Consider the following 13,696-nt stretch of genomic DNA (forward strand, 5'->3'; position numbering starts at 1 on the left):
CTATATGGTAATATTAGACAATTATGTATTACACTGTAGAATTAGGAATCCCTTGGATGTAATTTATATCATCCAAGGGATTCTCACTTTGTCAATATTTAATTGTTTCCTAAATGCAACACTAGAAGGCAAAAGTCCTTCTTTTTTAATAATAATTGAATTTTAAAGATAAATTTTTTTTGTAGAATGGTTTATTGTTCTAAATAATATTTATTTATAAAATATACTCCTATTATAAAACATAAAACTTTCATTATAAAAGCAATATAATTCATAGGTTCTACCAAATAATTACCTGTAATACTTCCTGTTAATAAAAAGGGATATATTATTACTAATATACTTAAAATCAAGCTAACTTTTTTATTCATATTATCCTCCTTTCTGTAAATAAAATATGAAAATAAAATTCCTTTAGGAAATCTTTATTTTCATATTTGCTATTCCTCATTTAAAATTAAATTTAACGTCTATAATAAGTACTACCTGAAACTGTATCGTAGAAGTTTCCAGCTCTAGAAATTCCAAATTCAGCAGTTTTACCCTCTCCTATTTCTACCTTTCCTCCTCCGTCAACAGTGACGGTCCCAGAAGAATATAATGCCCCTAATACTGAGATTTTATATAACCATCCTCAACTAAAATTTCAATCATTTCATCATAATTTATAACTCTAGATTCACTTATTTCTTGAGAAGTCAAATCAATTAAACCACTATCAATTTGTTCTGCTTTTACAAATGTCCTTGGTATTAAAAAAAATAGGGATAAAACTTTCTCATTCTACCTTACTCCCTTCCATATTTTATGCTTTCAACAAAAAAATAGTTTGTTGAAAAATTTGTAACAGCAATATAATATTTGCCATCTTCTAAAACTTCTAACATAATATCATCTTTAGGGGATTTTAAGTCATCATGTTTAACATTATCATTAACAATATTAGACTTTATAAGTTCTACATTTAAGGCTTTATCTGTTACATATTTCTCGCTTTCGCTTTGTCCTAATATAGGGCGACCTTCTATTTCAACAGAAATTCTATCGCCTTTTTTTAATGATAATCTTTTTTCTTTTTCACCTCCCAATAAGACTGTATCCCCATTTTGTAACATTATATTGAATTGTTGATATGGCTCTTGATTTAAAATTGGTGTAGTAAATTCCACTTTTGCTTTTACCTTTTCATTATTATCTAGAATATTGTAAAAGTTTTTTGAACTATAATAATTTCCTATTAATAACAAAAATAAGCAAATAAATATTATTAAAGAAATAAATAGACTCTTTTTCTTAGGCATTATTTCTATCCCCTTTATTATTTTATAATAATTATATCAGATTAATTTTATATTTGTTGGACTCTGGACTAAGTGGTCTTTTTGAGAAGTGAGTGGTTATTTCCATATAAAAAGAGACTGTTTCAAAATCAAAACGAATCATCTCCTTTGTTATTTTTTGTATATTCATTATACAATAAAAAACAATAGGTTTTGAGGAACTTGTTGAAACTTATATATGTTTTTGTTGAAACTTACAATTTTTGCATATTTATCACTAAAATATTAAAAGGGACTGTTGCATAACTAATTTAATAGTTATGCAACAGTCCCTTTTTATTATTTTCCCTTAACTCTCTTTAATCTAAAGAAATCTTCTCTTTCTTTCTCTTCCAATACTTCTTCTATATATTTAATAGTAGAAGTATATTTAGGGATTTGGATTTTATCTAGGGCGTTGGCTCTTTTTTGTGTCTTTTTTATTTCCATGGCTAGTTTATATACTGAGTTTTCTAGCTCTGCTAATTCATATATAAGATTTTTTATATCTGTAAAGTTTAGTACAGCCTTATCAAAGGCTGGATTTGTTCTAAAAAATCCATATTCTGTAGTAAGAGTTGTGTCTTCTCTTTTTATAATTGGAACCTCTACTCCCATTACAGATTTAAATAATATATTAAAGTCTTTCTCTTTTTCAATAGAACTTGCCAACTCATTTACATATTCACTGCCTATGGTTATATTGGCTAATTTTAAAGCTTCATAGGCTTGTTTAAACTCAGTATCTATTCTTTCCTGCAAAACATTTGCTCTATCTATGAGAGACATCATCTCTCTAATTAAAACTGTTCTTTTTCTATCTAATAATTCATAGCCCTTCTTTGCAAATCCAAGAGAACCCTTAGCTTTAATTAGATTTGCTTTTGTCGGTGTCATTTTATATACTGCCATTTAATCACCTTATTTCATATACTTTTCTATTAAGGTTGGATCTAATCTATCTAATTCTTCCTTAGGTAATAATGAAAGAATATTCCATGATAAGTCTAATGTATTCTCCATATCTCTGTTTTCATTATACTTTTGAGTTACAAACTTTTCTTCAAAGGCATCTCCAAACTCCATATATTTCTTATCTTTATCTGATAAATCCTCTTCACCCACTATCTGTGCCAAAGCTCTAATATCCTGAACTTTAGAATATGCAGAGAATAATTGGTTAGATACATCTGGATGGTCTACCCTTGTATATCCTTCTCCTATACCATCCTTCATAAGTCTCGATAATGAAGGAAGTACATTTATAGGTGGATATATATTCTTTTGATGAAGCTCCCTTGATAATACTATTTGTCCCTCTGTTATATAGCCAGTTAAATCTGGTATAGGGTGTGTTATATCATCATTTGGCATGGTAAGTATTGGTATCAAAGTTACAGAACCTTCCCTATCCTTTAGCATACCTGCCCTTTCATATAAGCTAGCCAAATCAGAGTAAAGATACCCTGGATAGCCTCTTCTACTAGGTACCTCTTCTCTTAGGGAAGAAACCTCTCTAAGAGCTTCACCATAACTTGTTATATCTGTCATTATAACTAATACGTGTTGGTTTTCCTCAAAAGCAAGATATTCTGCTGCTGTTAAAGCTGCTCTTGGTGCTATGATCCTCTCCATTATTGGGTCATCTGCATAGTTAATATACATAACTACTTTATTTTGAACTCCTGCTTTTTTAAAGGCTTCTTTAAAGAAAAACGCCTCATCATGTTTTACACCTATGGCTGCAAAGACTATGGAAAAATTATTTCTTTCCTGGCCCTTTACTTTAATCTTTGCCTGTCTAACTATTTGTGCCGCCAACTCATTATGAGGTAAACCTGAACCTGAAAATATAGGTAGCTTCTGACCTCTAATAAGGGTAATAAGTCCGTCTATGGACGATATTCCCGTTTGAATATAGTCCCTTGGATATTCTCTAGATACAGGATTTATAGGTCTTCCATTTACATTGTAAAAGTTGTCTGCATATATATCTCCACCATTATCTATTGGTATACCTATTCCATTAAAAGTTCTTCCTAGTATATCCTTAGATAATGGGATCTCAAAGGGTCTCCCTTCAAAGCTTACCTTAGTATTTTCCACAGAATGACCTAAGGTAGAACCAAAAACCTGTACTACTACTTTATCTCCATCTATTTTAATAACTCTGCCAAGTTTCTTCTCACCTAAATTATTTTCGACTTCAACTATTTCTCCATATCCAACTGCATGAACTTTTGATAATTCAATTAATGCTCCCTCTACCTTATCTAATACTAAATATTCTTTTTTCACTTGATCACCTACTATTTAGAATAATCTAATTCTAATTTATTGTAAAAATCATTAATCATATTTTTTAGTTCTTCTATCTTTTCTATATTGTCGTTAGGTATAGAGTATTTCATCTTAATAACTTCATCATAAAGTTCTCCATTCCTTACTTTAGAAATAGGAATATTTTTCTTTACAGATTGTAACCCTCTTTCATACAGTAAATCTATGGTCTTTAACATTTCTAGTTGTTTCCTTAAAGGTACATAGGTATCTTCCTTGTGAAAAGCATTTTGCTGTAAAAATCCAATCTTTATAACCCTTGCAATTTCAAGAATTAATCTTTGATCATCAGGCAATACATCTTCACCAACTAAAAGAACTATTTCAAGAAGTCTGCTTTCCTCAAATAAAAGTCTCAACATCTTTCCACGAAGCCCTTCTACTTCTTCATTTAATTCCATTTCATAATAGTTCTTTAACATTTCCATATATCCACTATAACTATTTAACCAGTTTATAGCTGGGTAATGTCTTGAGTAAGCTAATTCTCTGTCTAGTCCTAAAAATACATTTACGAACCTTTTGGTGTTTTCTGTAACTGGTTCAGAGAAATCCCCTCCTGCTGGAGACACAGCACCTATAATAGTTACAGAACCTTCATTACCTGAAAGAGATTTTACATATCCTGCTCTTTCATAGAATTGAGCAAGTCTAGAAGGCAAATATGCTGGATAACCTTCTTCTGCTGGCATCTCCTCTAGTCTTCCTGATATTTCACGGAGAGCTTCTGCCCAACGGGAGGTGGAGTCTGCCATTATTGCCACATGGTATCCCATATCTCTAAAGTATTCTGCCATGGTGATTCCTGTATAAATACTTGCTTCCCTTGCGGCTACTGGCATATTAGATGTATTGGCTATAAGAACGGTTCTTTCCATTATGGCTTTTCCAGTTTTAGGATCTATTAATTCTGGAAAATCCTCTAGTACTTCTGTCATTTCATTTCCTCTTTCACCGCAGCCGATATAGATTATAATATCTGCATCGGACCATTTTGCTAATTGGTGCTGAGTCATGGTCTTTCCTGTACCAAATCCGCCAGGAATTGCTGCGGTTCCACCTTTGGCTATGGGAAAGAAAATGTCTAGTACCCTTTGGCCTGTGGCTAAAAGTTTAGTTATAGGCAGTCTTTCTTTAGTTGGTCTTGAAATCCTAACAGGCCACTCCTGATACATTTTAAGTGAATGTTTATTTCCTTCTCTATCTTCTAATTCAACTAATTTTTCTTCAATATTATATTTTCCATTTTTTATTACTGTAATTACTCTACCCTCTAATCCTACAGGAACTAAAAGCTTGTGGTTAATTAAAGATGTTTCCTGTACTGTACCAAAGATTTCTCCTTCTTTAAGATAATCTCCTAGCTTTACATTTATACTTACTTCCCATAATTTCTCTTCATCTATGGATATAAGACCTATACCTTCTGGAATAAAGCTGCCAAAATCATCTCTTATTTTTTTCAGTGGTCTTTGTATACCATCAAACATATTACCAAGCATACCTGGTCCTAATTTCAGAGATAGAGGTTTTCCAGTTGAAACTATCTTTTCTCCTCTTTTTAAACCTTCTGTTTCTTCATATACTTGAACTGTACCATATTCTCCATCTATGGATATAATTTCACCAATAAGTTTTTTCTCCCCTACCAATACCATCTCTCTCATTTTAAATCCAGTCATTTCTTCTCCAAGTATTACAGGACCATTTATCATAGAGATTTTACCTATTAAATTATCCATTTAAATCACCTGTCTTTTCTAAAGAACCATATAATTTTTTACCAATTTCATATCTATTTGCAGATATAATGGTTTTGAAGCTATTATCCAAATTATAAGTCCTGTTTTTGTCTGACAATATAAATCCACCAATTAAATCCCTTTTAACCACATTACAGGATATATCCTTATTGTTTTCTTTGCCCAGTTTTACAATAGCACCTTGAAGTTTTTCTATGTCTTCTTCCATTAATCCTATAATGATACTATCTTCCTCTATTTCATCAATTAAATTCTTGATTTTACTTAAAACATAGCTTTCATAAGCCTTAGTTTTAGTAAATTCCCTTGACTTTTCTTCTAAAGCCTCAACTAAATCTACTAAAAGCTCTTCTCTTTTTGAAAGTATTCTTTCTCTATTATTTTCAATGGCTTTAGAAATCATTTCATTCTTTGCAATTTCAGCTATATTCCTTTTTCTCTCTATTAAATCCTCTTTAGCCTTTGTAAGGTTAGATGTCTTTTCTTCTAATATCTTTTTATTTCTCTCCTCTTGTTCTTCTAAAAGTTTTTTACATTTTTCTTCTTCATCTTTATAAACTAATCTATAGAAAATATCTAACTTATTATCAATAGTAATCATCGTTTCACCACCTAAATTTTTATACCTATGGATTCCTTTACATATCTCATAATAAAGTTTTTGTCCCTTAGACCAGTTCTATCTGGAATAGTAGTTATAAGCTTAGAATCAAAGGTTTTTTTTAGTTCCAATACCTGTTCTTCTATTTCTTCAAATATCTTTTCTGTTATTATGATTATTCCAATTTCTGGATTCCCTACAGCTTCTTCAAAATATTTTTGTGTTTCTTCTTTATCCTTTGCTAAAACTCCTTCTATTCCTGCAAGCCTAAGTCCTATTATGGCATCCTCATTATGGCTGATTAAGAAGGATTTCATATTATAACCTTCCTAAAATCAAGATAGATACTATAAGTCCGTAAATAGCAATACCTTCTGCAAGACCTACGAAAATAAGCGTCTTACCTAGTATACTTGAATCCTCTGATACAGCTCCTAAGGCTGAAGCACCTACTACAGCAACTGCATATCCTGCACCTATAGTTGCTAAACCTGTAGATAAAGCTGCTGCAATAAATCCCATACCTGAAGGGGATGCACTTGATGTTGTTTCTGCATTAATTGCTCCTGGTACTAAAGTTATTACAGCTGCTGCAAGTAGTGGTAAAAATACGAATAAGTTAGCTCTTAAAATCTTCTTTAATTTCTTCTTGTTACCTTCCATATTGTTGTAAATCATAAAAATCCCAGTTCCTATTGTCATTAGAACCATTAAAGTTGTTGATATTAATATAAATTGCATTTAAATTCCTCCTATTATTTAATATTTACAGGGTCAAATTCTGTTCCTTCACCTTTATAATATCTACTGAATAACTCATAATATTGAAGTCTCAAACCCTGGATAAACACTATAAGACCTTCCATACCGATGATTACAATATTTCCTATAATAAGAACTATAATATTTCCTGTTGTAGTTCCTATCATTTTTCCTATGGTTTCAAAGGCTATAAATAAACCTACGTGAGTTAAAGCAAAGGCTCCTACCCTTATGAAAGAAACTGTACCACTTAACATACTTAAAAGTGTCTCTATAATTGAGAATACAGACTCTATATAATATCCAGTTACATCTTCTCCATGGAGAGGACGTTTATTCATTATAAAATGAGTAAGTGGCTGTTTGAATATCATTACCAATATACAAATGACAATGATACCTATGCCTATTTCCATTGATAATATTGGCTTATTTAAAAGTTTCCCACCCACTAATATAAGCAGACATAAATAAAATAAAAATCCTGCCAAACCTTCTTTTCCAAATAGTCCCTCTTCTACGTCTTTTCTCTTTATACTATTTATCATTCCATAGATATAAGCCATAAGAATAAGCCCTATACCTATAAATACTGCTGATACCAATACTGTATTTATATTTTCAAAGGGTTTAATTAAAATGGCAGGCAAAAGATGTTCAAATCCAAATACAGCCCCATATAATCCTCCAAATATCATGGAACTAACACCTAATCTTCCTAACAAACCACCGAACATCTTATTTTTTCTGGATAAAATCAATCCACCTAGTAATAATATGAACCCTTGACCTAAATCTCCAAACATTGAACCAAATAGCAGCATATAAGATATAGATAAAAATGGAGTAGGGTCTAATTCATTATAAGACGGCATACCATACATTTTAACTAATGATTCAAATGGTCGAAAAAGCCAAAAGTTTCTTAATTTAGTGGGAGGTGTAATATCCAGGTCATCTTTAAACATTATAAGGATGTCTTTATAATCCTTTAATATTCCCTCTATCTTTTTCTTATCCTTTTTAGCTACCCAGCCTGATAAATAAAAAAATCTATTGGACCTGGCTAATTTCTCTTTAATATCTTCGATTTTTCCTTTTACATTTAAATGATTTACTATTTTCACAATCCTATCTTTATATTCATTCTCCAAATCATTTAAATGTTGTTCTAATAATTTTATATTTTTTATTAGCTCATTCTTCTTAGATTCTAAAACTTCCATCATATCCTTTGGAGTACCTTTATATTCCTCAGGTATTGAAATCTCACTGAAGTTTAAAGACCTTAAAATCCTATTCATTTCTTCTCTTATTGTTGATGGATACATTACTAAATAAGTTTCTCCATATTTACTTGTTCCTGTATGAAGAATTGTTGCTAATATATTCTCATAATTCTTTTTAAGTTTTAATCTATCCTCTTTAGATAAAACTCCAATTCTAAAATCAAAGTATGAAAGATTTTTTAATTCCTCTATTGGTATCTGAAAATCCTTTATTTGTGAAAAACTTCTATAAAATTCTTCTATTTTTTCTAATGATTCTCGAGATTTCTTTAGTTCTTCATTAGGTGCTTTCACTTCATTATATATTTTTTCTAATTCCTTAGAAATACTAGGTATATCTACATTTTCTTTTAAATCAGGCTCCATATTTGATTCAATATGGAAGATTTCCTTTAATTCTTCTCCTTTTTTGATAATTCCTTCGTGAGACTTATCTTTCTGAAAGGATGATATATAGTTTAAATCTATTACTTTTTCTAAGTTTTCATCTTCTACCTTAAAAACAAAACTATTGTCTTCAATTTGAGATAATGCAGATACTAATTCTACCTTCCCAGACAAAATTATATCCTTTAGAACATTATCTGCATCAGAGATATTTCCAATGACATTAACCATGGTCATCTTTTCAACAGCCATTATTTATCACTTCCTTCAATTTTCCTTACTAAATACTCCTTCATTTCTTCTTTTTTTAGACCATATTTTTTAGCTTCTAGTATAGAAACAATATCTCTTATTTCATACTCTAAAAGATGAAAATATGCGAAGGGCAGAGTTATATCAAACTTTGCTTTTTTAAATGCACTTAAAAACCTATAATAAATATATCTCTGAATTCTTCTTTCCATATATAAATCTACATCTTTTTCAGTATCAAATAAGAAACCATAGGAGGTAGATAAAACCATTTCTTCAAGTCCAGATATATTTGAATAACACATTTTCCTTAAATTCTTATAATTTAATTCATATCCGTAAGGTAATGTGTAGTTTATTAATTCTTCTGGGATTAAATTATAAAATTTAAGTCCCCTATATATCCATTCAATATTTAATAGATCTTCATTTCTTCCAAGAATTTCTTCAAAAATCAATCTATCTTCTTTATTTAAGTTCTTAGAGCTATTACGTAAAAGATTAAAATATAGCCTATCTAAATTCATTTCCATATAAAAGATAATCTTTTGAGGATCTTCCTTTTTATATGGACTTAAAGAATTATAATAGATAGTCCCCTTCAGGTTTTCCACTAATTCCTCTAAGTTAGAGGCATTCTTCAATTCACTGGGATCAAAACTATAATCCTTTTCACTTAAAAGGCTTAAATGATTAATTTTCGTCTTTATCTTACCTTCATCTCTACCAAATGCCCTTAAATATAGTTTTAAATCCTCAATTTCATATCTAAGAATCAGGGCCTTAAATAAATCCCTATATCCACCAGTAAAATATTTTATTATCCTTTCAAACTCATGGATTAGATTTCTTTCAAGCTCTATTTCTATTTGTTTAATATCCTCTAAATCCTCTATATCTTTTAAAGCTTCTTTATAACTAGTATTCTCCTTTAGATATAAAACTTGTTCTTCTATGGTTTCCTTTTCCATTAAACTAATATAATCTTCTTTATCCAATAATTTAGCCTTTAGAACTCTAATTTTAGTGTTTATGGCTGCAAAAACTCTTTCACTCCCCATAAATATCCCTCTATTCTTCTGCCTTAAATAGATCAATCCATAAATCTTCAATTAATCTTTTCTTTTTTTCCTTATAGAAGTTTTCAATATCCTCTAAAATTTTGCTATCTTTAGATTCTAACCTTTTTATTTCTTCTTCACCATCTTTGATGATTTTTATATATATCTCCTCCCCCTCTTTCTTTCCTTCTTCCATAAATCTCCTTTCTAATTCCTGGAGACTTTCTTTTAGCTGACTTTCTCTTTGATTTATAATTTCTTCGGTTCTTTGTTTCATACTTGTAGTATCTTTATCAATACTAATAACTTTTTTAACAATTTCATCCATATAAATCACTCCTTGACTAACTCATTATACTCCTATTATCTGTTATGTAAACCATGATAATACCTTCTTTATACTCGATAAATTAATATAAATAGGTTTTCTATAATAATTTTTATACTATCTTCTCTTTTCTTTATAAATCTAACTTATTCTTTCTTTTACTAGGTTTTTGTATTTATTACAAAAACTTAATAAATATAAAAAAAGACTGTAGTATTTTTGAAAAATACTACAGTCTTTTTTTATATTAGTTTATACCTCTCTCGAATGCCCTTAAATTCACATCATGGACTCTTTCTGGAAGGAATTTTTTTATTTTTTCTTTCCAATCAATATTTTCTAGTCCTAAAGCTTTAACTATTAATCCTAGCATTACTATATTTTGACACCTTGGTTCTCCAAGTTCTTCTGCTATATTTCTTGCATTTATTGATATTACATTGTCAATTTTATCTCTTAATTCTTCCATTATTCCTTCAGGATACTTCTCCATTCCTGCTAAAACTGGAAGTGGCCACATTTCTTCTTCATTTACTATAAGTGTGCCATCTTTCTTAAGTTGGGATACATATCTTGCCCCTTCTAATTTCTCAAAAGAAACTAATACATCTGCTTCTCCTTTATTTATAGTTGGTGAATATACTTTATCACCAAATCTAATCTGAGTAGTAACACTACCACCTCTTTGGGCCATTCCATGGATTTCAGACATTTTTACATCATATCCTTCTTCCAATAATCCTTCTGATAATATTTTAGATACTAAAATTGTACCTTGACCACCTACACCTACTAAAAGTAAAGACTTAGTCAACTTACTCCACCTCTTTTCCAAAAGATTCTATAGCATTAAATGGACAGACTTGTAGACATACTGTACAACCATTACACATGGAAGTATCCATACTTACTACATTATCCTTCATGGATATTGCAGGACAACCTATTCTTAAACAAGTCTTACACTTTCTACATTTGTCTTGATTGACTTGACAATGTAATCCTGCTCTTCTTTTTTGTACATCTTTAATAAGTGCACAAGGCTGTTTTGTAATAATTACAAAAGGCTCTGTTGCTTCTAAGGCATCTTTTACTGCATTAGTATTTTCATCCATTTTATATGGATCTACTACTCTTATATTTTCCTCTTTTACACCTATAGCTTTAACTAAGCCTTCTATATCAATCATTGGCGCTTCTACACCAGATATACTTTTACCAGTACCTGGGTTTTCTTGATGTCCTGTCATGGCTGTTATTCTATTATCTAGAATTACTACTACCATATTGCTCTTATTATATACTGCATTAACTAATCCGGTCATACCAGAATGGAAGAACGTAGAATCTCCTACAAATCCAAATACTTTCTTACCTCTATCTGCCATCTGATTAACTTTGTCAAATCCAATACCTGCCGTAATTCCAGCACCCATACAAATAACAGTATCTCCCATACCTAATGGTGGCATAGCGCCTAGAGTATAGCAGCCTATATCTGAGGTAACTACTACTTTATTTTTATGTTTAGATAAAGCATAGAATATTCCTCTATGTGGACATCCTGCACATAATGCTGGTGGTCTTGATGATACTTCTAAATCTAGGTTATATGTTTCTTCTACTTTTTCACCAAGAATTGCTTCTCTTATGATTTGTGGATTTATTTCTCCGCAAACTGAGAATATTTCTTTACCTATACATTCTATTCCCATAGCTTTAATAAATTGTTCCATATATGGTTCATTTTCTTCTATTATATAAAGCTTGTCTACTCCATCGCTAAATTCTTTAAATAATTTATCTGGCAATGGATAGCTAAAGCCTACTTTTAAGTATGATACTGTGTCTCCAAATACTTCCTTTGCATGAAGATAAGATGCACCTGATGTAATAATTCCTATTTTTTTATCATTCCATTCAATTCTATTTAATGGACTATTATTTGAATACTCCCTAAGTCTTGGAAGCCTATCTGTTTCTATTTCTATATGTTTAGCTTTAGAATTTGCTGGAACCATTATATACTTTTTAGGGTCCTTTACATATTCTTTAATTCCCACTTCAGTTCTTTCTCCTAATTCAACTACACCTTTACTATGGCAAACTCTAGTAGTTACCTTAAACAATACTGGGGTATCATAGGTTTCAGAGATTTCAAAAGCATGCTTTATAAAATCTTTACATTCCTGACTATCTGATGGTTCTACCATAGCCACTTTTGCATGAGGTGCAAACAGTCTATTGTCCTGTTCATTTTGTGAACTATGCATACCTGGCTCATCAGCAGTTATAACTATAAGTCCTCCGTTTACTCCTTCATAAGCTATGGTGAACAATGGATCTGCTGCTACATTTAGTCCCACGTGCTTCATAGAAACTAAGGACCTAGCTCCTGCTATAGATGCACCTGCTCCAACTTCTAAAGCTACCTTCTCATTTGTAGACCACTCTGAATATATTTCCTCATATGTAGAAATATTTTCAAGTATTTCAGTACTTGGTGTTCCAGGATAAGCTGCTGCAACTAAACATCCTGCCTCATAGGCTCCTCTTGCAATAGCTTCATTTCCTGTTAAAAGCTTTTTCATAGAATCCCTCCTACTTTTTATGGTGTTTATACTATTATATCAAAAGTGTTCTAATTTGTAATAAAATTTGAAAATTTAAATTGAAAATTTAACAGACCAATTTCTTAAGGGAAGATTTAAACTTTTCCACATCTATATCTACTGATATATCCATATTCTTGTCTGATTCTGGAATATTTCTATAATCTAAAAGTATAGATCCTAATGACCCTTTATTATTGGTTTCTATTGATACATGAAACTTCTTCTTTTTAATTATTTCTGGCAAAATCATAGCAATAAAAGCCACTGCATCATGGATTTCAATTGCATCTTCTCTCCATAAACACTCTCTCTTATGGATTGCAAGGAGAATATCTGCAAATAACCTACTATGGATATTATTACAAGATAAAAAATAATCTGTATCTTCTAAGGTTAAAAATGCCCTTTTGGTTACATCTAATGCTACCATAGTTAAAGGTATGGAAGATTTAAATACTATATCTGCAGCATGAGGGTCTACATACATATTAAATTCAGCCCATGGTGTAATATTTCCTGTTCCTGTAGCTCCACCCATAAATGTTATGGCTTTTATTAGTTTTTTTATATCTGGATACTTTAGTAGAGTATTTGCAATGTTAGTCATAGGTCCTATAGCTAAGATTTCTAACTGTCCATTATGCTTTATAGCTTCATTGTATATAAAATCTACTGCATTTATATTATAAAGTTCTCTTTCAGATTCCTGTAATACTACATGACCTAGTCCCTTTCTTTTATTGGGTAGTTTCCTCTCTCTGCCTATAGGCTGGTCAGCTCCTTTTATGACTGGTATATTCCATCCAATAGTATCCAATATATTTAAGGCATTTCTACTTGTGTTTTCTACACTGGCATTTCCAACTATAGTTGTTAACCCTAATACATCAATATCCTCCACCTTATGAGCAAGTATTAAAGCCACTGCGTCATCTAATCCTGGATCGCAGTCTATAATAATTGGTCTTTTCATATTATC

General features: G+C 30.7%; 14 protein-coding genes. All 14 read right to left on the reverse strand.

Going from position 1 to position 13,696, the window contains the following annotated elements:
- Window positions 1–191: 191 nt before the first annotated feature.
- Window positions 192–371, reverse strand: a complete 180-nt coding sequence (locus tag FYJ83_RS13280; protein ID WP_154441234.1) for a hypothetical protein — start codon at window positions 369–371, stop codon at window positions 192–194.
- A gap of 417 nt (window positions 372–788) precedes the next feature.
- Window positions 789–1,301: a hypothetical protein gene (locus tag FYJ83_RS13285; RefSeq protein ID WP_154441236.1), complete on the reverse strand. Its 513-nt coding sequence runs from the start codon at window positions 1,299–1,301 to the stop codon at window positions 789–791.
- A gap of 318 nt (window positions 1,302–1,619) precedes the next feature.
- Window positions 1,620–2,231 (reverse strand): V-type ATP synthase subunit D, encoded by a 612-nt coding sequence (locus FYJ83_RS13290; protein WP_154441238.1) that lies wholly within the window; start codon window positions 2,229–2,231, stop codon window positions 1,620–1,622.
- Window positions 2,232–2,240: 9 nt separating this feature from the next.
- A complete protein-coding gene (locus FYJ83_RS13295) occupies window positions 2,241–3,617 on the reverse strand; it encodes a V-type ATP synthase subunit B (protein ID WP_216585876.1) in 1,377 nt (458 codons plus the stop codon).
- Window positions 3,618–3,628: 11 nt separating this feature from the next.
- Window positions 3,629–5,401, reverse strand: coding sequence for a V-type ATP synthase subunit A (locus FYJ83_RS13300; RefSeq protein ID WP_154441240.1), 1,773 nt, complete (start codon window positions 5,399–5,401; stop codon window positions 3,629–3,631).
- A complete protein-coding gene (locus tag FYJ83_RS13305; protein WP_154441242.1) occupies window positions 5,394–6,023 on the reverse strand; it encodes a V-type ATP synthase subunit E in 630 nt (209 codons plus the stop codon). Before FYJ83_RS13305 ends, FYJ83_RS13300 begins: the two co-directional genes overlap by 8 nt.
- Before the next feature lie 11 nt (window positions 6,024–6,034).
- Complete coding sequence (locus FYJ83_RS13310; RefSeq protein WP_154441244.1) at window positions 6,035–6,340, reverse strand: V-type ATP synthase subunit F; 306 nt, start codon at window positions 6,338–6,340, stop codon at window positions 6,035–6,037.
- A gap of 1 nt (window position 6,341) precedes the next feature.
- Window positions 6,342–6,764 carry an ATP synthase subunit C gene (locus FYJ83_RS13315; protein WP_154441246.1) on the reverse strand — a complete coding sequence of 141 codons (423 nt, stop codon included), beginning with the start codon at window positions 6,762–6,764 and terminating at the stop codon, window positions 6,342–6,344.
- Between the two features lie 14 nt (window positions 6,765–6,778).
- The gene (locus FYJ83_RS13320) at window positions 6,779–8,713 is read right to left on the reverse strand and encodes a V-type ATP synthase subunit I (protein ID WP_154441248.1); all 1,935 of its coding nucleotides are present in this window, start codon (window positions 8,711–8,713) and stop codon (window positions 6,779–6,781) included.
- Window positions 8,713–9,774: a V-type ATPase subunit gene (locus FYJ83_RS13325; protein ID WP_154441250.1), complete on the reverse strand. Its 1,062-nt coding sequence runs from the start codon at window positions 9,772–9,774 to the stop codon at window positions 8,713–8,715. Before FYJ83_RS13325 ends, FYJ83_RS13320 begins: the two co-directional genes overlap by 1 nt.
- A gap of 10 nt (window positions 9,775–9,784) precedes the next feature.
- The gene (locus tag FYJ83_RS13330; RefSeq protein ID WP_154441252.1) at window positions 9,785–10,102 is read right to left on the reverse strand and encodes a hypothetical protein; all 318 of its coding nucleotides are present in this window, start codon (window positions 10,100–10,102) and stop codon (window positions 9,785–9,787) included.
- 247 nt (window positions 10,103–10,349) lie between these two features.
- The gene (locus FYJ83_RS13335) at window positions 10,350–10,916 is read right to left on the reverse strand and encodes an indolepyruvate oxidoreductase subunit beta (protein ID WP_154441254.1); all 567 of its coding nucleotides are present in this window, start codon (window positions 10,914–10,916) and stop codon (window positions 10,350–10,352) included.
- Between the two features lies 1 nt (window position 10,917).
- On the reverse strand, window positions 10,918–12,693 hold the full coding sequence (gene iorA, locus FYJ83_RS13340) for an indolepyruvate ferredoxin oxidoreductase subunit alpha (protein ID WP_154441256.1): 1,776 nt from the start codon (window positions 12,691–12,693) through the stop codon (window positions 10,918–10,920).
- 88 nt (window positions 12,694–12,781) lie between these two features.
- Window positions 12,782–13,690, reverse strand: a complete 909-nt coding sequence (locus tag FYJ83_RS13345; RefSeq protein WP_154441258.1) for a nucleoside hydrolase — start codon at window positions 13,688–13,690, stop codon at window positions 12,782–12,784.
- Between the last annotated feature and the right edge of the window lie 6 nt (window positions 13,691–13,696).

The sequence above is a fragment of the Tissierella pigra genome, from assembly GCF_009695605.1.
Taxonomy (GTDB): domain Bacteria; phylum Bacillota; class Clostridia; order Tissierellales; family Tissierellaceae; genus Tissierella; species Tissierella pigra.

Excerpts from the sequence above, each read along its gene's own strand:
- FYJ83_RS13280 (WP_154441234.1), bottom strand. The coding sequence starts at position 371 with ATGAATAAAAAAGTTAGCTTGATTTTAAGTATATTAGTAATAATATAT.
- FYJ83_RS13285 (WP_154441236.1), bottom strand. The coding sequence starts at position 1,301 with ATGCCTAAGAAAAAGAGTCTATTTATTTCTTTAATAATATTTATTTGC.
- FYJ83_RS13290 (WP_154441238.1), bottom strand. The coding sequence starts at position 2,231 with ATGGCAGTATATAAAATGACACCGACAAAAGCAAATCTAATTAAAGCT.
- FYJ83_RS13300 (WP_154441240.1), bottom strand. The coding sequence starts at position 5,401 with ATGGATAATTTAATAGGTAAAATCTCTATGATAAATGGTCCTGTAATA.
- FYJ83_RS13305 (WP_154441242.1), bottom strand. The coding sequence starts at position 6,023 with ATGATTACTATTGATAATAAGTTAGATATTTTCTATAGATTAGTTTAT.
- FYJ83_RS13310 (WP_154441244.1), bottom strand. The coding sequence starts at position 6,340 with ATGAAATCCTTCTTAATCAGCCATAATGAGGATGCCATAATAGGACTT.
- FYJ83_RS13315 (WP_154441246.1), bottom strand. The coding sequence starts at position 6,764 with ATGCAATTTATATTAATATCAACAACTTTAATGGTTCTAATGACAATA.
- FYJ83_RS13320 (WP_154441248.1), bottom strand. The coding sequence starts at position 8,713 with ATGGCTGTTGAAAAGATGACCATGGTTAATGTCATTGGAAATATCTCT.
- FYJ83_RS13325 (WP_154441250.1), bottom strand. The coding sequence starts at position 9,774 with ATGGGGAGTGAAAGAGTTTTTGCAGCCATAAACACTAAAATTAGAGTT.
- FYJ83_RS13330 (WP_154441252.1), bottom strand. The coding sequence starts at position 10,102 with ATGGATGAAATTGTTAAAAAAGTTATTAGTATTGATAAAGATACTACA.
- iorA (WP_154441256.1), bottom strand. The coding sequence starts at position 12,693 with ATGAAAAAGCTTTTAACAGGAAATGAAGCTATTGCAAGAGGAGCCTAT.
- FYJ83_RS13345 (WP_154441258.1), bottom strand. The coding sequence starts at position 13,690 with ATGAAAAGACCAATTATTATAGACTGCGATCCAGGATTAGATGACGCA.